This window comes from Fructilactobacillus sp. X1R3C1 (assembly GCF_059901545.1).
In genome coordinates this window covers 43864-65260 of the sequence record NZ_JBWXUT010000002.1, presented here as the reverse complement: position 1 = coordinate 65260, position 21397 = coordinate 43864, and the positions used below count along the sequence as shown (strand labels likewise).

Below are 21397 nucleotides of genomic sequence, written 5' to 3'. Positions count from 1 at the left end.
ATTAATTATACTACATTTCCCCTAAAAGGCAAAATTGTCACCTTTTTGGGAATTCACTTTCATATTATATCCACTGACAAATTATTTGTAAACCAGATATAGACAATTTCTTAAATTACTTTAGTAATAAATTCATGATTTTATCAATTTTCACTAACCAATGATCAATTGATTTCATTTTTTCATCATCCACTACCATATTCGGATTAATGATATGCCGATGAATAGCGGTTACCCATTCATCAGGTTCCTTAATCACATCATCAATAAACGGATACAAAATCTGAGCATCATATTCGGCCGCGTTAGAAATTTGCTGATAACGAATTGGATCATTTTGTCCATAGCGTTCCCTAATTTCCTTTTGCATTGCTTGATACGCACTAGAATCCAATTCATCAACAAGCTGTGATGGTGTTAAAGTATACGTTTTTCCATCCATCCAAATATATTTAACTGGTTTATCATACTTTAACTTAGCTAAATTATTAAGTAACTGATTTCTCCATACCGGATTGACATCTGGATCTACTAGGTTAAACTGTGCACCCTTCAAATATTGCTTATACGGGAGTTCTTCAGCCTTTTCCATTATGTCGCGCTGCTTGATTCCCGTTTGTCCACCCATGTGCATAAAATGCTTCAAGTTAGCCCGGTTAGATTCAGCTTGCTCAGAGTCATTGATTCTCTCTAAAGATTCGATTTTGCCTTTGACATCATCCTTATCTAATACATCAATTGAATCAACAATTATTCGTAATGGGATAAACTTCCGGTTTTTTAAGTAAATATTTATTAATAATTTAACGTCATTTTCAACAAAATAATTAAAGTTATCTTCTAATAATCGATATGATTCAACGTACTTTTTTTCATTAAAGAGCGAGTGTCCCAACAAATCAATCACATTGTAATCGTCAACTTCATCATACAAAGCCAACAATTCCTGTGAACTTTTCTGATAATGTTTTTTCCTAAAGTCTGTTTGTGCTTTTTTTAATCTTGCCTTTTGATGATCATTCAATCTATTATCCTCACATAAGAAAACAAAAAAATTGAGCCGGGGCTCAACTTCTTTAGTCTTCTTGATCGTTTTTATTGTTAGCTTTTTTTCTTCTATGGTGTTGATTGACTTCCATAATAACTGGAAGAATCACTGGTCTTCTCCCAGTCTTTTTGTATAGAAATTGTCCAAGATCTTCTCTAACATCCTGTTTTAAATGACCCCAGTCAAACTCCTTGTTATTAAGGTTATTCTGGACTGCTTCAGATACAATACCAGCTGCTTCTTTAAGCAAGGATTTATCAGAATTAACGTAAACAAATCCCCGAGCCATGATTTTGGGCTCTGAAATAATTTTCTTCTTCTTGCGGTCGATAGTAACAACTGCCACGAAGACACCATCTTCCGATAACACTTTTCGATCTCGTAATACAATGTTTCCAATGTCTCCGACACCAATCCCATCAATCATGGTGTCAGAAGCTGGGACAGCTTCTGACAAAAACATGTTTTCACCATCAAACTCAATTACATCACCTTTAGCGGGTAAAATAACGTGTGATGGTTTCATCCCAACTTCCTCAGCTAGCTCTTTTTGTGCTTCCATTAATCGATATTCACCTTGGATTGGAATTAAGTAATCAGGATGAATTAAATTAAGGAGCAGTTGAAGATCATGCTTGCTGGCATCCCCTGAAATATTCTTTTCATCAGCAATGCTCGTGACCTCTCCACCAGCTTTATAGATCATATCGCGAGTCTTAGCCCATGGAGTGTCCATTGCACGGGATGGACTGGTAGCAATCAAGACCAGGTCACCTGGCTGAATATCAACGTCTCTGTCTCGGTTATCAGCCATTCTTTGAAGTGATTCCATTGGTTCACCGTTCTTACCGGTTTGTAGAATCAAAACTTCATGCGGATTCATTTGCTCTAACTCTTTTGCAGATTCAATAAACAAATCGTCAGAAGGTAACGTTAACTTGCCAAGTTTCAACGCAGTATCAATAACCTCTTCTAGACCCTTGCTGGTTAGATAAACTCTCCTACCTGACTTAGACGCAGCATTTAATACTTCTTGAATTCTTAAAATATTATTAGCAAGACAGGCAACGATCACACGACCTTTCTGATAGTGAAAGGTTTCATAGAGATAGTCTCTGATCTCCTTCTCGTCAGTACTCTCTTCCGGATTGTCAGCATTTCTTGAGTCACTTAAAAGTGCCAACACGTGTTCTTTACCAATATCAGTAAGAGCTGAATAATCCGTTTTGTACCCGTCAGCAGCAGTCTGATCAAATTTAAAATCACCAGTATAAACAATGTTTCCGAGTTCAGTACTAATCACGATCCCAACTGAGTCAGGAATTGAATGAGTGGTATCAAAGAAACTAACCGTGCCATCCTCAAATACAATTTCGCTTTTACTATTAATGACGTGAAAATCATTAAATTTCTTAGTCTTCTTATTATCGGCAACCGCCAACTTTGCCAAACCAATCGTTAACTCCGTTCCAAACACGGGAACGTTAAATTCACTTAAAAAATATGGAAGTGCACCAATTGCATCTGCGTGACCGTGGGTAAGAAAGACCCCGACAATTTTATCGGCGTTATCCCTTAAATACGAAAAATCTGGGATTACAAAATCAATTCCTAACATTTCGTTTTGAGGGTATTTTAGTCCACAATCCAAAATAAAAATACTATTATCATTAATTTCAATAGCATAAAGATCCTTGCCATTTTCTCTCACTCCACCCAGTGGAATGATTTTGATGTTCTTTTTCATAATTACTTGTTCCTCTCAAAAAATTACTTACGATTAAAATTAACTATTTTATGCGAAGCTTGGCCTCTAAACGCTCATGATATCTGTTAACAGTGTAACATATTTATATTAAGCACTAAATTATTTATGTATAAAAAAAGAGCGGAAAAAATCCGCCCTATTAAAATCAAGATTAACGACGTAATCCTAATTCCTTGATTAATTTACGATAACTTTGTACATCATTGTTACGTAAGTAAGCAAGAAGATTTCTTCTGTGACCGATCTTCTTCATAAGTCCACGTTGTGAATGAAAATCCTTTTTGTGGGTCTTCATGTGTCCATTAATTTCATTAATATCAGCAGTCAGTACAGCAATTTGTACTTCTGTCGAGCCCGTGTCACCATCGTGTTGAGCAAACTTTTTAATAATATCGTTCTTTTGTTCTTTAGTTAAAGCCATTATTACATTCCACCTTTCTAATCTAATCCCTCAATCTGAGTAATACGTCAGTGACTCGCAAAACTAAGATTAAGTTACTTATTTAATATAACCTAAAAGAAAGCGTTATTCAAGTTATCATTAAAAAATTAGTCTTGTTTTTAGTGCTATTGCAATTAATCAATGGATTTTGTATAATTAGGAACGTCAAAAGATGTGAATAATTGAATTTATTTCACAAGGTGGAGGTGAACTTAATGCCAGTAATTAAATCTGCTATCGAACGTATGCGAACTAACGAAGAAGCTAGAAAGAAAAACGCATCTCAAAAGAACGAAATGAGAAGTGCAATCAAAAAATTCGAAAAAGCTGAAGCTTCTGATGCCGATGATTTAGATAGTGTATACCGCAGTGCTGTTGCAGCAATTGACCATGCAAAATCTAAGGGTCTTATCAAAGCTAATAACGCTAACCGTAAGAAGTCTCATTTAGCAAATAAACTTGCTAAAAACGATAACTAAAAAAAGAATCCGATTAATCGGATTCTTTTTTTATACTCTGATTTAGTTTAACGGCAAACATTTCAAACAACAATTCTGGATCAATACTCGTACTTTTCAGTTGCTCTTCAATTTCTACCAAACTAATATATGCATCTCGTAGATATTCTCTAGGATACTTGCGATTGTTCCTGATTGCTAATTTTACTCGATACGGATGGACCCGTAAAGAACTTGCTAAATTCCCCTGACTATAGCCAAAATAATCTAAAATTTTAACTTGCAGTAATAATCTGAACTGACTAACTAAAATTGCATTGATTTGAATTGGCTCATGCTTCTGAGAAATTAAATCATGATAAAACTCGATTGCTTGCGTTGTTTTACCACTCATTAAATAATTAATTAAATCAAAAACGTTTTGATCCATCGATTTTGATACTAACGAATCGACCGCATCAAGCGTTATTTTTTTATCATTGATTTTGTATAAAAAGAGTTTATCTAATTCATTCATAACACTAGCCAAATTACCCGAAGTTCGAGAAAGAAGTTCTTCAAGTGCATTTCGATCGATCGAATATCCACTGTTCTTAATCTTACTTTGCACTAACTGCTTAATTTCCCTTTCAGAAAACCGATTTAAGTCGATTACTTCCGCACGTTTTAAAAGCTCCTTACTAACCTTTTTTCTAGCATCTAACTTTTGATATGGAGCAAAAAAAGCCAAAGTTGTTTCATCAGGAACATTCTTCAAATAATTTATGAGTTCTTCTGAATGATGAACGGTTTTGCTTTTATTTTTTTCACCGGTTAAAAAATACGGATTCTTAATGAAGACTAGTCGTTTTTTTCCAAAAAAAGGAATTGACATCGCATCATTTAGTGCAACGGAAAGCGATGTTTCTTCCATATCATAAGTAGCAAAATTCATTGTCCGTTCATCATTTGGGATCAGAGACTTTAGTTTCTTTTGAATTATATCGATCCAATAATCATCATTTCCAAGGATTAAATAAATTGATTTAGGATCACTATCAATCTGATTAACTTGTTCTACGACACTCAACGACGTGCCACCTTCCACTTTGTTTCAAATTTTCCAATTTTGTTATTATTTTTGAATTTATATCTAATCATACCATTCTTTTTGGTACTGATAATTGCAACATGTTGTTGGTTCATTGTATCAATAGTTTCCTGATTTGGATGATTATAACGATTATGACGACCCGCAGATATCAGAGCAACTTTAGGATTAATTGCCCTGATAAATCTAGGATCGGATGAAGTCTTACTTCCGTGATGACCTAGCTTGATCACATCAACTCGCAAATCAGGATATTTTTGGATAATCTTAAGTTCTTCCTCTCGGTTCAAATCACCCATAAAAATCCACTTCAAACCGCCAATTTTACCAAAAAGTACCATGGAATCTTGATTTTCACCAGACCCACTTTTCATCGGATGAACAACTTGAAATGGGGAATTTTTAATTCGATTTCCAGTCTTGGCATCAAGCAACTGAAACTGTCCTTGATACGGTCTAATTCGCCTTAAAAAGCTTTGATTATTAGTCATCCCCCACGGAACATAAACCCGATCAACCTTCATTTTACTTAAGAAGGCCGGCAAATCACCAACATGATCAGCATCTTGATGACTTAAACAAACATTATCAAGTTTTGAAATCCCAATGCTTTTTAAATATTGGATTGAAGTATCATTGGCTTGATAAATTTTGGCCCGCTTCTGTTTGCCAAAGAAATTAGGCTTTCCACCAGTGTCAATCAACGTAATCGAACGATTAAATGGCTCTCTAACAAGAAAACTATCCCCTTGATCAACATCAAATGCATCAACTTCTCCATTCATTGGAAAATGAATCATCACAAAACCAATGCTAAAAAATAACACTAAAAGAATCATTCGCTTCATAGTTACTTTTTCAATGAGTAGTAAAGAAATTATTACCATTAATAAAACGATCCATACGTTTAGTTTCCCGATCACCAAATTTCCTGGAAGCCTTGAAAGAAAATTTAAAAGCTGGTCAAATGTCTTTAAGGTTGTATCAATTAATGAAACAATCAAATCAAATTTTAAAAATGACAGCAAATATCCAATTAACACAATCGGAAATATAAAGGTTGAAAAGAAAGGGACAAATAACAGATTGGCAAACAAAGATAATGCATGCCATTCATACATATGATACAAAATAATCGGTAAACTAATTAAGTTAAGTAGGATAGTTTGTTTTAAAAACCCACAGTTTTTCGTCAGGATTAACCCAAGTGATAATAAATATGAAAGCTGACACCCAAACTGAAAAATAAACAATGGATTAATCAGCAAGTTGATCATCACCGCACTGGACCAGATATCTAAGGGAGATATGTCAAGATACACTTTATCTAGACCCAAGCGTTCTTCGGCCATTATAATTGCCCGAAGTAAACTAGCTCCTGCACCAGCAATTACAAAGTAAAATGGAAGAAAAATGATTAAGAATGAATTAACCTGCTCCCTTCTCAATCGAAAAGTCGTCATAATCCACGTAATCAAACCAATTAAATAATAAACGTGCATCCCCGAAATTGTGAATAAGTGGATGAGGCCCAAGCGTTGGACCCCGGTCAGTTCTTCTCTAAAATCACTACTCCGACTTCCATAAATGATACCCAAAACGTACATCCGTAGATGTTTAGGTAATTGATCACACGTTTTAATCATTTGAAACCTTAAGTCGTGAACCCGATCACCTAAACCTTGATTGCTACAAATCTGACGGTATTTAATTTGATCACATTTAATTTCACTCACAATTCCCTTAGCGCGATTAAAACTCTTGGAGTCAAATTGAGCAAAATTGGGTGGTGAATCAATCAAACTAAGTTGGCCATCAATAATAAATTCGCTGGTGTGATTAAGATGAAGCAAAGCATCTTTTTCACTCTTATTTTTTACAAACCCATAAATTAATACCCGCTGTTTTAGCCGGGGAATTTCTACAACTCCACTATACGTATCTCCATGAAGCTGTAATTCATCTGGATGGACCTTAGCTATCCAAGTCGAAGTCGTTTCTGTCTTAGGTATCACCCTAACTTGTCGGTTAATGTGATTTTGCCAAATTCCAAAAAATATCAGTGGAATTAGCAGTGAGATGACACTTTTTGAAAAGAAACGGGGAATTCTTAAAAGAAAGATACGAATCAACCATAAAATTAATAAAACAATTCCAATTACGTGATTTCCAAAAAATGCGAATGCACCAAGCACCCACAAAATGGATGTAAAAACCAAAAAATTCTTTTTAATTATTTATCGACGGATAAGAATGATTCAAACGGTAGATTATTAACATCATTTTGATTAACATCAACTTTTTCTAAAGAGACATGTTTCATGTCCAATAACTTTTTAGCATACTCACTGTTATGATAATTTCTTAAATACTTGATTTTAATGATCCCGGCCTGAAGTAACATCTTTGTACACTGCAAACAAGGTACATCAGTGACGTATAACTCAGCATTATCAGTTGACTCACCAAACTTAGCACATTGTAGAATGGCATTCATCTCGGCGTGGATTGTTCTTTGACAATGACCATCTACTAAATAACACCCTTCGTCAATACAATGGACATCTCCTGATACTGAACCGTTATATCCACAAGCAATTACTCGCTTATTTCGCACCAATACCGCACCGACAGATCGTCGATTGCATGTACTTCTGGACGCAACTAACATCGCTTGCAACATAAAATATTGGTCCCACGGAATCCTCTTCTTTTTCATAACTGTCATCACCTTCACTAGAATAGTTAAATCTAGTATACCAATATTTATCTATCACAGTTGCTTCAAACAGTAATCGAACTTTTCAAATTTGCAACGGTCTTATCACCAAATCCAGGAACGTTTTTCAAGTCCTCAGGCTTTTTAAATGGGCCACTTTGTTTCCGATAAGCAATTATTTTATCAGCCTTCTTATCACCAATCCCATTTAGCTGTTGAAGTTTAGCTTTATCTGCTTCATTAATATTAACCTTTCCGCTATCAGAACCTTTATCACTTCCAGCCGAATTGCCTGATGAATCACTAGCAACTTGATTGGTCTTTGGTAATCCATTAATTTCTCCACGAATTGGGACATAAACAACCTGTTGATCAGACAATTTTTGCGCCAAATTAATGTGTTTAGCATCCGCTGAACGATTAAAACCACCTGCTAATTCAACTGCATCAGAAACACGCATGTTTTTACCAACCTGATAAACTCCTGGTTTATTAACTGCTCCCTTTACATCAACATACACTTGTTGGTGATCATCATTCCCATTGCCTGCCGAATTCTCTGCGGTTGATTTAGTAACGTTTTTTCTGTGATTTGCTTTGGCTGTTGTTTGCAAATTAGTACGTGGTGCTTGCCCGCTACTATTTTGAGATGCAAAAACACAATATCCCAGCAGTCCTACCACAATAATTATCAATCCTCCAATAATTCTGTACTTGTATTCCTCAATAAATTCATATAACTTATCCATCTTTCTCTCCTTTCACATTTAAATACGAAAAAAACACAGCTTTTAGCTGTGTTTTTGATTTAAATAATTCAAAGCGTCATCAAAAGATGTGACCGGAACAATTTTCATTTTAGGGGCATACCTTTTGGCAGTTGCTTTAGCCACTTGGTAATTAGTCTTATGACCTTGCTCCATTCTCAAAATTGGCTCAGTCGGTTTAACGTATGGACAAAAGAAAACCTGTGCGCCACTCTTATTAGCAGCAATTATTTTCTTATCCACTCCACCAATTTCGCCCACTTGACCATTGGCGGCAATCGTCCCAGTTCCTGCAATTCGTTTGTAATCGTAATTCGTATGTTTTAATTCACTATATACTTGCAGGGCAAACATCAGACCACCAGAGGGTCCACCAATTTTTCCTGGGTTAATATTGGCCTTAGGATCAGTTTTAACACTCATATCATCAATCATTCCGATTCCAATCCCATAAAACCCCTTGACCAGTTGTTTCTTTGTGCCGATCGCCTGTTTATCTTTTCCATTCCGTTTAAAAGTAATTTTAAGTTGCGCATGCTTGGGTAAACTTTGAATGTACTTTACATATTCGGGACCCTTATATAATTTTTTCCCATTTATTGATTCAACTAAATCACCAGGCTTCAATTTATTGGCGAAATCAGATTGTGGATAAACGTTTAATACATACACACCATGATAACTTTGCTTAATTTTACCATGAGCTTTGTGGTAGCCAACATAAATTGCATTATTGATAGCCGTCTTCATATAAATATCTTGTACGTTATCATACTCTTGATTACTTTGATTTCCCATCACATCTGACGTTTTCTCAATTGAAACATGGGGATTCACTTTTGAATACAAGTAAGTGATTGGTCTAGCCTGCGACATTGAAACTGCAGTGATCATAAACTTATTCTTCTTATTTGGTTTAATTCCTTGAATTTTAACCATTGGTTGAATGTTAACGGCTTCACCAGGCGCTTCAATCAAAGCATTAAGCGGCCAAAAAAGGAACCACAATATAAAAATAATGATCCCTAGGAAAATCAAAAAATATCGGTTATGTTTAATCCATTTCCAGATTGTCTTCACTGATTTCTCTTCTCCTTTAATGCCTCACACACAACGTTAGGAACAAATTTTGATACATCTCCACCAAAATGATTAATCTCTTTAACCATTGAAGACGAAATCAATTCATAATCATGGTTGGCAAACAACAACACGGTCTCAATTTGCGAATCCAACATTTGGTTTAAACTAGCAATTTCCTGTTCGTTTTCAAAGTCTTTAGTATCCCGAATCCCTCGGATCAGGATATTGGCATGTTCTGCTTTTAAGAAATCAACCGTTAAATTAGAATAGACCTTAACAGTAACGTTTGAATAGCCAGCCACACACGTTTCAACCATTTCTTTCCGTTCTTTAGGGGTAAACAACCCCACTTTACTCGAATTGTCGCCAATGGCAACGACAACTTCGTCAAATAGTTGCGTTGCTCGCTTAATAATATTCAAATGTCCATTGGTAATGGGGTCAAAGCTACCCGGATAAATGGCTTTTTTCATAATTTTTCCCTTTATATTAAAATTTGATAGATTGATATCACCGTTAAACCATAATCTTTTTGTTTAATGAGGCGATAATTTTTAACATCATCAGACATATCAGTTTGATTGTCAGTCTCACAGATTACCATCCCACTATGATTTAATAAACCACTATCGCTAATCTCTTCCAGTTGTTTAACCATCTGTTGTTTCTTATATGGGGGGTCTAAAAAAATATAGTCAAAGAAATGACCTTCTTTTTTTAATTTAAGCAGCGCTGATTCAGCATTCATCTTCCACACAGAAAAATCAGCAGTATTCGGATCAATCGCTACGTTCTGTTTAATAGTTTTATACGCAGCATACTGTTTATCAACTAAAACGGCATGATCCATTCCCCTAGAAATGGCCTCAAGGGAGACAGCCCCTGACCCGGCATATAAATCCAGAAAACTACCGCCATCAAAGTATGGTCCAATCATGTTAAATAACGCTTCTCGCACTTTGTCGGTTGTTGGACGCGTCCGATTCCCAGGGACTGGTTTAATTTTACGTCCTCCAAATTTGCCTGAAATTATTCTCATTTTTGTTTCCTACTCTTCAACGTTATTTTCAGCATTAATCTCACCAAAGGCAAGTGCCAAGTCAACGGTTGGAGATACCCCAACCTTTTTAACAAACCTAAGTTTACTAATTTCTTGGATAGTCGTATCTAAATCAGAACTATCAACAAAAATAATAACATAATGCATCTTTTTCGATACAAATCGAATATCACCAAATCTCTTTAGGTTTTTAATTTGACGAATCGAGTATGTTGAAACAATCAATTCCGTTCGGTCAGTTAATTTGGCCATGATTTCACCTTACTTCACTTTTTTATTACTACGTTCTCTTTTTTCCACTCTACTAATATAAAGGACTAGTCCAAGACAAATGGAAAGTGCCATTATACTTGAACCCCCGTAACTGATAAATGGAAGTGCAACTCCAGTTAAAGGAATCATACCGACCGCACCACCAGCATTAAATAAGGTCTGAATAAAAATGTAAGCTGCAGTTCCATAACAAATCGTACTATAAAAGGTATCGTTAGTTCGACTACCAACTGCGATGATTCTTAAAACAAGATACAACAAGAGTCCCAAAACAACTAAAATACCAACGATCCCGAGTTCCTCACCAATAACTGCAATTATAAAATCAGTATTTGGCTCTGACAAGTAACCCATCTTTTGAATACCGTTACCAATCCCAACACCAAACAATCCTCCGTTACTAATTGCATAATAAGAATTAATCAATTGATGTCCACTAGTTTGCGCATATTTGAAAGGATCTGAAAAACTAATTAATCTTTGAATTTGATAAGCATGAATGCTACTTAAAATTCCTTCAAATGGCTTAATCCAAATCCTAACCCCTAAAATAAAGATGCCAATTACAACAATCCAAATTCTTGAAGCCTTAAAGTTACTTCCGGCTGCCAGAATCATCATTAAAATAATGAATATATTAATCGCTGCACCACCAGTATCAGGCTGAAAAGCAATTAAAAAAATCATAAATGCTGGGAGAATACTAGGCATAGCTACTTTCATAAATTCATACCTTAATCCAACATTCTCAAAATATTGCTTTTCATTGGCCAAAACGTTTGCGTAATACAAAATGAACAACGGCTTACAAAACTCAGCCGGTTGGATACTAAGATGTCCAAGTCTAATCCATCCAGCAGCCCCATTTGTACTAGATCCAAAAAATTTTAAAAAAATCAACACTCCAGTCATAATTATCATTGCAATTATATAGAACTTTATATTTCCCTCAAGTAATTTACTTTTTAACGTTGAGAAAAAAAACAATACAAAGAAACTAGCAATTACAAAACTAACTTGATATTCTAAATAATGGAAAGCAATTTCCGCATGAGCGCTTAACCCTTCACTAGATGAAAAGACCATGACGATCCCAATCAAACTCAGTAATAGGTATGGCACCATAATGTACCAGTCTAGCTGTTTTAAGTATTTAATCATATTAATCTCCAACTGAATATGTAAAATTCATGAATTAATACCTTTCATTATACTAGTATCACCAAATAAAAAAAGACTATTTAACAATGGTTAAATAGTCTTAATTATTTTAATTAATTGTGACGGCGCTTCTTAGCTGCCTTTTCACGTTCATTAGTATTTAAAATTCTCTTTCTTAATCTGATATGATCTGGAGTAACCTCACAAAGTTCATCCTCGTTTAGGAATTCAAGTGATTCTTCAAGAGTCATATGAACTGGTTCCTTAACCTTCGCAATATCTTCGGATCCAGCTGCACGAACGTTGGTTTGATTACGACCACGAGTAATATTAACCGAAATATCATTATCTCGTGCGTTTTCACCAACAATCATACCCTCATAAACATCGGTACCAGGATCAGTGAAAATCTTACCACGGTCTTGAACGGCCATGATGGCATAAGTAGTTACCTTACCTGAATTAATTGAAACTAAGGTTCCGTTACGACGACCAGGATTCCAATTTTTGATGGCTGGAAGATATTGACTGAATGAATGGTTCATGATTCCGTATCCACGAGTCAATGATAAAAATTGAGTGCTGTACCCAATCAAACCACGTGATGGAACTAAGAAAGTCATTCGAACCTGACCATTTCCAACGTTTTCCATGTTTTTCATTTCACCCTTACGTTGTGACAAGGTATCAATGATTGAACCAGAATATTCTTCTGGGGTATCAATCTGAACGGATTCAAATGGTTCACACTTAACTCCGTCAACATCCTTGTAGATAACTTCAGGACGGGAAACTTGAAGTTCGTAACCTTCACGACGCAAAGTTTCAATCAAGATTGAAAGGTGAAGTTCCCCACGTCCGGAAACAACCCATGCACCAGGATCATCAGTGTCTTCAACTCGAAGAGAAACATCAGTATGAAGTTCCTTCTTCAAACGATCACCAAGTTGACGAGCAGTGAGATACTTACCGTCTTGACCAACAAATGGTGAAGTATTGGTTCCAAAAGTCATTCGAAGGGTTGGTTCGTCAATTCTCAAAACAGGAAGTGGTTCCTGCTTATCAGGACTAACAACGGTTTCACCAACGTTAATGTCTTCCATTCCAGAGACAGCAATTAAATCTCCGGCCTTAGCCTCATTGATCTCAACTTTTTGAAGACCAATGAATCCCATCAATTTAGTAACACGAAACTTCTGAGTGCTCCCATCAAGTTTCATGAGAACAACATTATCCCCAACCTTGATCTTACCTCTGAAGACACGGCCAATACCAATTCGACCAACGAAATCGTTATAATCAAGCATTGCAACTTGGAATTGTAATGGATCGTCTGAATTATCGATTGGTGATGGGATGTTTTTGATAATGGTATCAAAAACAGGCTTCATAGTGTGTTCCTGTTTTGAAACGTCAGGATCATAACTTGAAGTTCCGTTCATAGCAGATGCGTAAACAACGGGGAATTCCAGTTGTTCTTCATCAGCACCTAATTCAATGAATAAATCAAGAACTTCATCAACAACTGCTTCAGGTCTTGCACCAGGCTTATCAACTTTGTTGATTACAACGATTGGAGTCAAATGTTGTTCCAAAGCCTTCTTTAAAACAAAACGGGTCTGTGGCATTGTTCCTTCGGCTGCATCAACAACCAAAAGGACACCATCAACCATTCGCATGATACGCTCAACTTCTCCACCAAAGTCGGCATGTCCTGGAGTATCCAAAATGTTAATTTGTTTGTCGCCATATTTAACGGCAGTATTTTTTGACAGAATGGTAATTCCACGTTCACGTTCAATCGCGTTAGAATCTAACGCACGATCTTGAATCTCAGTGTGATCATTCAAAGTGTCAGATTGCTTTAATAATTCATTAACCAAGGTCGTCTTACCATGATCGACATGGGCAATGATGGCAATGTTTCTAATATCGTCTCTTGTTTTCAAAAATGTTTCCTCCTCAAAAAAGCAATTCAAAAATTTGCAATTTGATAAGTTAATAACCCAACTTCGATAAAAAAGCTGTGAGTCCATCACAGCTTTTGATTAACGCTTCGTCGAAATTTTCAGAATATCTTTTTGCGCCTTTTTTGTCGCTAACAAAACTGTGTTTGATGATAGCATATTTATGGGCTTGCCGTCAATAGTAGAAACGGTCATCCCAAGCGTTTCAGCAAGAACACGACCAGCAGCAATATCCCAAGGCCTTAAATGCGAAATATAACCGATTGTCTCCCCGCAAAGAGCAGCAACGATTTCGATCCCAGCACTACCATAAATTCGATAACCAGAACTAGCCTCTGCAATTTCTTGCATATGATAAACATCCCTAATAACAAGCGGACCACTCATTCCAATCAACCCATCTTCAAGAGAACCGTTAACTGGAGGATTCATTGTCTCAGAATTAACATAGATACCAATATCAGGGCCACCATGATACAACTTGTTATTTATAACATCATAAATGAACCCGAGCGTTGGTACGCCATCGATATAATAGGCAATCATCATTGCGAAGTGATTACGTTGCTTTACAAAATTCATCGTTCCATCAATTGGATCTACAATCCAAACCCGTCCGTTTAAATTGTCAATTTTGTCACCTAAGCCCTCTTCACCAAGAACTTTACTGTCAGGTTTAAGTGCTTTTAGCTGTTTTACAAAAAACTTTTCGTTGTCTTTATCAATGTTTGTAACTAAATCTTTCCTTCCAGTTTTTTCATCTACGTCTAAATGACCATTTAATCTTTCCATGACAAACGCACGTGCGGTTTTTAAGATTTGGCAAACATCTTGATCAATTTTATTTAAATCATCTACTGTTGTGATGGAAATCATTCCTTTCGCTTAATGGTCTTTAAATCCGAGTTTTCTTTTGCTAATTTAACAACATGATACACATCTAAACCAGACTGCTTTTCAAAATCTCTTTGTAAATTATTTTGTTCGACTCTTGCCGGATTAATCTCACAGAAGCGTCGATAACTATCCATTAGTTTCTTTCGATTAACTCCCTTATTATTATAAGCCATTTCAATATTTTCAAAGAAATGACAAACATCAATTAATTCTTTTCGACTCCAATCATCAACAATGGGATAAGAATAACTATCATTAGTTTTTCGAGGCATTTTTTCCTCCATTAATCACGGCTGCAATAATATTATTGGCCCATTCAACGTCTGAGTTTAACTTTTTTTGTTCGTCCTCTGAAAGCTGAAGTCGAATCGATTGAGCTGCTCCATTTCGATTAATTAGTTTGGGGCTAACATCCAGCCTTAGCTCATCTTTTTCTTTATCAACATTTACAACTGAACAAATTAACGATTGACCCTCATACATCGAAAAAAGTAGTCGGACAATAGCTTTACTTTGAATCATTTCATTAATAACAACCCCCTGATCATCAATCACTTCCTGAACTTGAGTAATGATGTCACTACTATAGTTGTTACTATCATCAGCCAGGTATGAAAGCAAGGTTGCAGGACCAATGTAAACCCTACTCCACGCGACTAAATTATTAGTATTTAATCCTAAGACATTGACATTAATATCATCAGCACTAACGTCAAAATTCCTCTGGAGCTCATTCTTTAGTAGCATTTCTTGGGGAAGAGTTCCAACGCCAATGATATTTTGATTATCAAGTCCAGAAAAACTTGCTGCAAAATACGTAAAAACTTCATCATGTGGGGCATCAATCACTATTTTACCGCGAAATCCATTTGAGACACAGTCATTGATTAAATTCCTTAGTTTATCAATTTCCGGTCTCAAGTCTTCTGCAATTTGAGTAGCATCCGTCAACTTGGGATTATAGAAATCAACGTTTGGCAAATACAATAATGCATCGAAATTATTTAATTCTGGCTTACTTGCAATCTGGATTGACAAGTTATGACACATCTTACTAGAAAAGACGGTTGATCGAACTTGTTCACTGTCGTCTACTTGGATAGTAACGGGAAAGTCTAAAACAATTAAAGCGTTCAAAAGTGATAAGATCCTGGTTATGCTTCCTTTAATTAATATTTTTGGTTGCATTCCAATTCCTCCATTCTTTGTTTTTAAAGAATTTATTAATTTTTTGCTTGTTAATAAAATACCATTTCAAATTTCTTTTTGCACATAAGAGTAAATTAAAATACTGAAATACCATGAAATTAACTGGTTTTGCGATTTATGATAAAATAACTGGTAGAAGTTGACATGAATTAGGAGGTAAAACGTTATGTACTTAATGAAAGACATAACTCGAGAGGGAAATCCTGTGTTACGGGAACAAAGTCAACCCGTTAAATTTCCACTTAGCGATGAAGATCGTAAATTAGGCGAAAAAATGATGCATTACTTGGAAGTTAGTCAGGATCCTGAACAATGTAACAAATACCATTTGCGAGCAGGAGTTGGTTTGGCAGCTCCACAAGTTGGACAATCCAAATCAATGGCTGCTGTTTTAACCCCACCAGAAGGCGAAGACCAAAAATCGCCCTTCAAGGCAATTATGATAAATCCAGTTATTATCTCAAACTCCGTTCAACGTGGGGCATTAACTGAAGGTGAAGGATGCTTATCGGTCGATCGTGATGTCCCTGGTTTTGTTCCGAGGGCAGACCGTGTTACGATTAAATATCAAGATTTGAGCGGTAAAGTTCATCAAGTCAGGTTAAAACACTACCCAGCCATCATTGCTCAACATGAAATTGATCATCTTCACGGAACTCTGTTTTACGATCATATCGACAAAGATGATCCATTTTCCAAAACCGAAGATGAAGTATTTTTTGATTAATATTGTTTTTTTGTGGGAGACGTTACTACGTCTCCCTTTCTTTTTCATTTAACTTATCCAAATCACTTAAATATTCATGAGTTGCAGGATTAATAACATTGGCTACATCAAAAACCATTACGCTTTTGTTCAACCAACAGTCAGTCACAATCAACGTTTTTTTATGATTGGAATCAATAAAACCATCTGAAATGGCGTATTCAGATAGTTTTTGATTAAAAAGGTCCCGTAAGAGATCCGCATCATCATAGCCCTCTTTTACAACGCAACGATATTCAAAAACCATCACTCCCCTACCCCAGAAATCAGACAGTACTTGTGACCCAACGTAACTTTGCACAATTTCACGTTTGTCTTCAACCTCAAAGTATTTGACCACTTTATAGATTTCGCCATCAACGCTATGCTTCATTTTTAACTGATACCTTTTGGTCGGTAGAGTGACAAAAAAATAGTGCAAACAGTTATAAATTAAAAAAGCAACGACAATTGCAACGACCAATTCTAAAAATATTTTCACTGTTCTTCTCCCATTATTGATTATTAGGTCAATTTATAGATCAATTCTAACATGAAACATGTTTGTCGATTCACATGATTCTATACTTATTTACCATAATATGCTAAAATATGATTAATTGTTGCGTTCCTGCAACCTAATGTACGAAAAATAACATTAAATCAACAAAAAAGGAGTAATTATATTGATTTACAAGGTTTTATATCAAGATGAAAATAATTCTAACCCTAAACGTGAAGCAACTAAAACGATTTACTTAGAAGCTAAAACCGTTGCTGACGTTAGAACTAAACTTGAACAACACACAAAGTACAACATTGAATTCATTGAACCGCTCGAAGGGAAGCACCTTGAATTTGAAAAAAATGATCCCGGTTTTAAAATTACGGAGTTTAACTAGTTATGAAGAAATTAAACATCAAAAATAACGAAACTGCTATTTATGGTGTTGGTGGACTCGGAGAAATTGGTAAGAATACTTATGGTGTACAATTCCAGGATGAAATCATCTTAATTGATGCTGGAATCAAGTTCCCAGAAGATGATCAATTGGGAATTGACTATGTCATCCCAGATTATCAGTACTTAATTGATAATAAGGACAAAATTAAGGCACTTGTAATCACCCATGGTCATGAAGATCATATCGGTGGTGTGCCCTTTCTTTTAAAGGTTCTCAACGTTCCAATTTACGCTGGCCCGCTAGCATTAGCATTAATCAAAAACAAATTGGAAGAGCACGGCTTGTTAAAACAGGCTGAACTTCACGAGATTAATGATAAGTCAGTTTTGAAATTCAAAAAGACGAGTGTTTCTTTTTTTAGAACCACTCATTCGATACCAGATACAATGGGAGTCGCTGTTCATACGCCTGACGGTGTCATTGTAGAAACGGGAGATTATAAGTTCGATCTCACGCCTGTCACTAATCAGCCGCCTGATTTACAAGCCATGGCCAAACTGGGTGAGGAAGGTGTACTCTGTTTGATGGCTGACAGTACCAATGCCGAAAAGCCGGTCTGGACTAAGTCAGAAAAATGGGTTGGAAAATCCGTTCGTCATATTTTTGACGAGGTCAAGGGCCGTATTATTTTTGCTACCTTTGCTTCCAACCTCTCAAGAATTAAAACGGCTATTGATACAGCACTAGCTCATGATCGTAAAATTGCTGTATTTGGTAGAAGTATGGAAGCAGCCATTGTCAATGGTAGAAAGCTTGGTTACCTAGACGTTCCTGACAGTGCCTTCGTCGATGCTCAAGAGTTAAAGCACTTACCGGCAGATAAGGTTATGATCCTGTGTACCGGCTCTCAAGGTGAACCCATGGCTGCTTTGGCTCGAATTGCTAACGGAACTCACCGACAAATTTCGATTCAACCAGGTGATACGGTTGTCTTTTCAAGTAACCCAATTCCAGGTAACACATTAAGTGTCAACCGGGTCATTAATGAGCTTGAAGAAGACGGCGCTAAAGTCATCCACGGTAAGATTAATAACATTCATACTTCTGGACACGGTGGCCAAGAAGAAGAAAAACTAATGCTTCGTTTAATGAAGCCAAAGTTCTTTGTTCCGATCCATGGGGAATACCGAATGTTAAAGATCCACACTAAACTTGCGCAAGAATGTGGGGTCCCTGCCGACCATTGTTTTATCCTAAAAAATGGCGAAGTACTTGCTTTAACAAAAGATAGTGCTCGTGTTGCTGGATACTTCAATGCTGGTGATGTTTATATTGATGGCAATGGCGTTGGAAATATTGGAGACAAAGTCCTAAGAGATCGTCAACTTCTTTCAGAAGAAGGTTTAGTAGTGGTGGTTGCTACCATCAACTTAAAGAACCAGGAAATCCAATCTGGTCCTGACCTTCTCTCACGTGGATTCGTTTATATGCGCGAATCAGGTGAATTACTTGATGAAGGACGAAAGTTAGTCTTTAGAACCATCCGTCGTGCCATGAAGAATAAAAATGCAGACGAAAAATCAATTAGTAAAGCAATTGTCAATGATTTATCAAACTTCTTATATGAAAAAACACAAAGAAGTCCCCTAATCTTGCCAATGCTAATCATGAACAATTAACAATAAGGGCTGAATCCAATTGTTTGGATCTCAGCCCTTATTTTAGTCTCATATATTATTATTAGTCTTAATAACAAAAAGGTACGCTTAGTAAGCATACCTTTTTTAATTATTTATACTTAACGATTTTGTCAATTTCATCTAATTCATCTTGAGTAAAGTCAAGATTATCTAATGCCTTCAGGTTATCATCTAAATGATCGACTTTTGACGCACCAGTGACCACACTGGCAATCGTTGGATCGTGTAATAGCCATGCTAATGACATTTGGGCAAGTGTCTGGTCACGATTCTGTGCAATATCGTTTAATTTATTTAGTTTATTAACAGCACTTTCATCACCATTAGCCAAAATAAACTTGTTAGTCTTATGCAATTTAATGTTACTTGGAATTCCCTTTAGATACTTACTAGTCAAAAGGCCCTCTGCCAAAGGACCGTAAGCAATAAAGCCATCATGATTATCTGCTAAGGTCTTAAGGGTCCCATCATCTTCAGGCTCTCGATTAAGCATATTATATGAACTCTGGTTAACTACAAACGGAGTCTTCAGTTCCTTAAATAATTTAATCATTTCAGCAGTCTGATGGCCATCATAATTAGAAATTCCAATGTAAAGTGCTTTACCTGCACGAACTAATCCATCAAGGGCTTCAGCAGTCTCTTCTAATCGAGTATTAGGATCAAATCGATGGGTATAATAAATATCCACATAATCAAGTCCCATTCTTTGAAGACTTTGATCTAGCGCAGTAACGAGGGTCTTCTTTGAAGAATAGTTACCATAAACACCTGGCCACATATGAAATCCAGCTTTAGTGGTGATAATTAATTCATCACGGTAAGGCTTTAAATCGCGTCGATAAACTTGGCCAAACATTCTTTCAGCAGCACCTGAACCGGGCCCATAGTTATTAGCTAGATCAAAGCTAAAGATTCCCTTGTTGAAAGCATGGAGCATTACCTTTTCACTATCTTTAAAATTAGCATCGTCACCGAAGCTGTGCCACATTCCAAATGATAATGCGGGTAACTGCAGTCCCGTTGTTCCTGCACGTCTTACTTTCATATTATCGTAACGATCATCTTTTGCTCTAAATACCATTAGAATCCCTCCAAATTTATATTACTTAAACAATTTACTTGTTGATTGTTCGTTCTCAATTAATTTTAAGGCATCACCAATCAGCTTGCCAACTGAAACGATCACCATTTTGTCAACTCTCTTATTCTGTGGAACGACAATGGAATCGGAAACGATCACCTGTTTAATGGCTGGATCGGAAAGATTTTGTCTCGCTTCTTCAGTAAGAACCGGATGAGTAGCAACTACATAAACCGCTTTTGCTCCCGCATTCATAATCGCTTGAGCAGTGATTTTCATCTTCTCACCCGTCACAATCATATCATCAACAACAATTGCCTTTTTACCCTTTACATCACCAATAATCGTACTAGGAACCTGACTTAGATCCTCAGGATTTCGATTATCAACAATTGCAATCGGAAGGTTCAAGTAGCCAGCCATTCCTCGTGCCTTGGCGACACTATTATAATCGGGTGAAACCACAACGGCGTCATTACTAATATCATGTTCTTTTAGGTAATTACCCATTAACTCAAGTGACCGCAAGTGATCCACTGGGATATCAAAAAATCCCTGAATTTGTGCCGCATGCAAATCAAGAGTAATGACTCGATCTACCGCACTAGATTCAAGAAAAGTAGCAATTAATTTTGCAGTAATTGGTTCTCTTGAACGCGCTTTTCGGTCAGATCTTGAATATCCATAGTACGGGATTACCACGTTAATAGTATGGGGACTAGTTCTTCGAACCGCATCAATCATAATCATCAGTTCCATCAAATTATCATTAACAGGATCAGAAAGCGATTGAACGATGTACACATCATCTCCACGAATACTTTCATCAATTGAAATTTGAATTTCACCATCACTAAAATGATTGATGGTTGCTTTACCAAGGTCCATTCCACTATATTCAGAAATCTTTTCTGCTAACGGACGATTCGAATTCAACGCAAATATCTTTGCCGACTTTTTTTCTTTTTTTGTTTTCACCATCAAGTTTCCCCTCATAACCAACTAATTACTACCTACATTA

At 36.3% G+C, this 21397-nt stretch carries 23 protein-coding genes; 4 read left to right on the top strand and 19 right to left on the bottom strand.

Annotation, left to right across the window (positions count from 1 at the left end):
- Nucleotides 1-115: 115 nt before the first annotated feature.
- The 3 genes from AC6UD8_RS02530 to rpsO all read right to left on the bottom strand — a co-directional run bounded on the left by AC6UD8_RS02530 (nucleotide 116) and on the right by rpsO (nucleotide 3237).
- Entirely contained in the window at nucleotides 116-1024 is a 909-nt protein-coding gene (locus tag AC6UD8_RS02530; protein WP_500699408.1) for a hypothetical protein, read from the bottom strand.
- A 52-nt stretch (nucleotides 1025-1076) separates the two neighbouring features.
- A complete protein-coding gene (locus AC6UD8_RS02525) occupies nucleotides 1077-2795 on the bottom strand; it encodes a ribonuclease J (RefSeq protein ID WP_500699406.1) in 1719 nt (572 codons plus the stop codon).
- 172 nt (nucleotides 2796-2967) lie between these two features.
- Nucleotides 2968-3237 (bottom strand): 30S ribosomal protein S15, encoded by a 270-nt coding sequence (gene rpsO / locus AC6UD8_RS02520; protein WP_500693894.1) that lies wholly within the window; start codon nucleotides 3235-3237, stop codon nucleotides 2968-2970.
- A gap of 236 nt (nucleotides 3238-3473) precedes the next feature.
- Here rpsO and rpsT point away from each other — a divergent pair, with 236 nt between their 5' ends.
- Nucleotides 3474-3737 carry a 30S ribosomal protein S20 gene (rpsT, locus tag AC6UD8_RS02515; protein WP_500699404.1) on the top strand — a complete coding sequence of 88 codons (264 nt, stop codon included), beginning with the start codon at nucleotides 3474-3476 and terminating at the stop codon, nucleotides 3735-3737.
- Nucleotides 3738-3750: 13 nt separating this feature from the next.
- Here rpsT and holA read toward each other — a convergent pair whose 3' ends face one another.
- The 13 genes from holA to AC6UD8_RS02450 all read right to left on the bottom strand — a co-directional run bounded on the left by holA (nucleotide 3751) and on the right by AC6UD8_RS02450 (nucleotide 15921).
- Nucleotides 3751-4785, bottom strand: a complete 1035-nt coding sequence (holA, locus tag AC6UD8_RS02510) for a DNA polymerase III subunit delta (RefSeq protein WP_500699402.1) — start codon at nucleotides 4783-4785, stop codon at nucleotides 3751-3753.
- Nucleotides 4782-6821 carry a DNA internalization-related competence protein ComEC/Rec2 gene (locus AC6UD8_RS02505; RefSeq protein ID WP_500699400.1) on the bottom strand — a complete coding sequence of 680 codons (2040 nt, stop codon included), beginning with the start codon at nucleotides 6819-6821 and terminating at the stop codon, nucleotides 4782-4784. Before AC6UD8_RS02505 ends, holA begins: the two co-directional genes overlap by 4 nt.
- Before the next feature lie 218 nt (nucleotides 6822-7039).
- A complete protein-coding gene (locus tag AC6UD8_RS02500; RefSeq protein ID WP_500695550.1) occupies nucleotides 7040-7525 on the bottom strand; it encodes a ComE operon protein 2 in 486 nt (161 codons plus the stop codon).
- 65 nt (nucleotides 7526-7590) lie between these two features.
- Nucleotides 7591-8274 (bottom strand): helix-hairpin-helix domain-containing protein, encoded by a 684-nt coding sequence (locus AC6UD8_RS02495; RefSeq protein WP_500699398.1) that lies wholly within the window; start codon nucleotides 8272-8274, stop codon nucleotides 7591-7593.
- A gap of 42 nt (nucleotides 8275-8316) precedes the next feature.
- The gene (locus AC6UD8_RS02490) at nucleotides 8317-9372 is read right to left on the bottom strand and encodes a SepM family pheromone-processing serine protease (protein WP_500693900.1); all 1056 of its coding nucleotides are present in this window, start codon (nucleotides 9370-9372) and stop codon (nucleotides 8317-8319) included.
- Complete coding sequence (coaD, locus tag AC6UD8_RS02485; protein WP_500693901.1) at nucleotides 9369-9848, bottom strand: pantetheine-phosphate adenylyltransferase; 480 nt, start codon at nucleotides 9846-9848, stop codon at nucleotides 9369-9371. The genes AC6UD8_RS02490 and coaD overlap by 4 nt, the downstream gene beginning before the upstream one ends.
- An 11-nt stretch (nucleotides 9849-9859) precedes the next feature.
- A complete protein-coding gene (gene rsmD, locus AC6UD8_RS02480; RefSeq protein WP_500696606.1) occupies nucleotides 9860-10414 on the bottom strand; it encodes a 16S rRNA (guanine(966)-N(2))-methyltransferase RsmD in 555 nt (184 codons plus the stop codon).
- A 9-nt stretch (nucleotides 10415-10423) separates the two neighbouring features.
- The gene (locus AC6UD8_RS02475) at nucleotides 10424-10687 is read right to left on the bottom strand and encodes a YlbG family protein (protein ID WP_500696605.1); all 264 of its coding nucleotides are present in this window, start codon (nucleotides 10685-10687) and stop codon (nucleotides 10424-10426) included.
- A 9-nt stretch (nucleotides 10688-10696) separates the two neighbouring features.
- Nucleotides 10697-11869 carry an FtsW/RodA/SpoVE family cell cycle protein gene (locus AC6UD8_RS02470; RefSeq protein WP_500696604.1) on the bottom strand — a complete coding sequence of 391 codons (1173 nt, stop codon included), beginning with the start codon at nucleotides 11867-11869 and terminating at the stop codon, nucleotides 10697-10699.
- Between the two features lie 113 nt (nucleotides 11870-11982).
- Entirely contained in the window at nucleotides 11983-13818 is a 1836-nt protein-coding gene (typA, locus tag AC6UD8_RS02465; RefSeq protein ID WP_500693905.1) for a translational GTPase TypA, read from the bottom strand.
- Nucleotides 13819-13917: 99 nt separating this feature from the next.
- The gene (locus AC6UD8_RS02460; protein ID WP_500693964.1) at nucleotides 13918-14709 is read right to left on the bottom strand and encodes an inositol monophosphatase family protein; all 792 of its coding nucleotides are present in this window, start codon (nucleotides 14707-14709) and stop codon (nucleotides 13918-13920) included.
- Nucleotides 14709-15005: a UPF0223 family protein gene (locus AC6UD8_RS02455; RefSeq protein WP_500693906.1), complete on the bottom strand. Its 297-nt coding sequence runs from the start codon at nucleotides 15003-15005 to the stop codon at nucleotides 14709-14711. Before AC6UD8_RS02455 ends, AC6UD8_RS02460 begins: the two co-directional genes overlap by 1 nt.
- A complete protein-coding gene (locus AC6UD8_RS02450; RefSeq protein WP_500695547.1) occupies nucleotides 14989-15921 on the bottom strand; it encodes a Rossmann-fold NAD(P)-binding domain-containing protein in 933 nt (310 codons plus the stop codon). Before AC6UD8_RS02450 ends, AC6UD8_RS02455 begins: the two co-directional genes overlap by 17 nt.
- 187 nt (nucleotides 15922-16108) lie before the next feature.
- On the opposite strand from AC6UD8_RS02450, the gene def reads away from it, so the two are divergent.
- Nucleotides 16109-16669, top strand: coding sequence for a peptide deformylase (def, locus tag AC6UD8_RS02445; protein WP_500699396.1), 561 nt, complete (start codon nucleotides 16109-16111; stop codon nucleotides 16667-16669).
- 25 nt (nucleotides 16670-16694) lie between these two features.
- On the opposite strand, the gene AC6UD8_RS02440 is transcribed toward def, so the two are convergent.
- The gene (locus tag AC6UD8_RS02440; protein WP_500693909.1) at nucleotides 16695-17189 is read right to left on the bottom strand and encodes a hypothetical protein; all 495 of its coding nucleotides are present in this window, start codon (nucleotides 17187-17189) and stop codon (nucleotides 16695-16697) included.
- A 184-nt stretch (nucleotides 17190-17373) separates the two neighbouring features.
- Between AC6UD8_RS02440 and AC6UD8_RS02435 the strand changes: the two genes are divergently transcribed.
- Both AC6UD8_RS02435 and rnjA read left to right on the top strand, forming a co-directional pair.
- Nucleotides 17374-17589, top strand: coding sequence for a DNA-directed RNA polymerase subunit epsilon (locus AC6UD8_RS02435; RefSeq protein ID WP_500693910.1), 216 nt, complete (start codon nucleotides 17374-17376; stop codon nucleotides 17587-17589).
- Nucleotides 17590-17591: 2 nt separating this feature from the next.
- The gene (gene rnjA / locus AC6UD8_RS02430) at nucleotides 17592-19271 is read left to right on the top strand and encodes a ribonuclease J1 (protein WP_500693911.1); all 1680 of its coding nucleotides are present in this window, start codon (nucleotides 17592-17594) and stop codon (nucleotides 19269-19271) included.
- 109 nt (nucleotides 19272-19380) lie between these two features.
- On the opposite strand, the gene AC6UD8_RS02425 is transcribed toward rnjA, so the two are convergent.
- Both AC6UD8_RS02425 and AC6UD8_RS02420 read right to left on the bottom strand, forming a co-directional pair.
- Entirely contained in the window at nucleotides 19381-20376 is a 996-nt protein-coding gene (locus AC6UD8_RS02425; protein ID WP_500693912.1) for an aldo/keto reductase, read from the bottom strand.
- A gap of 21 nt (nucleotides 20377-20397) precedes the next feature.
- Complete coding sequence (locus tag AC6UD8_RS02420; protein WP_500696602.1) at nucleotides 20398-21357, bottom strand: ribose-phosphate diphosphokinase; 960 nt, start codon at nucleotides 21355-21357, stop codon at nucleotides 20398-20400.
- Nucleotides 21358-21397: the final 40 nt, after the last annotated feature.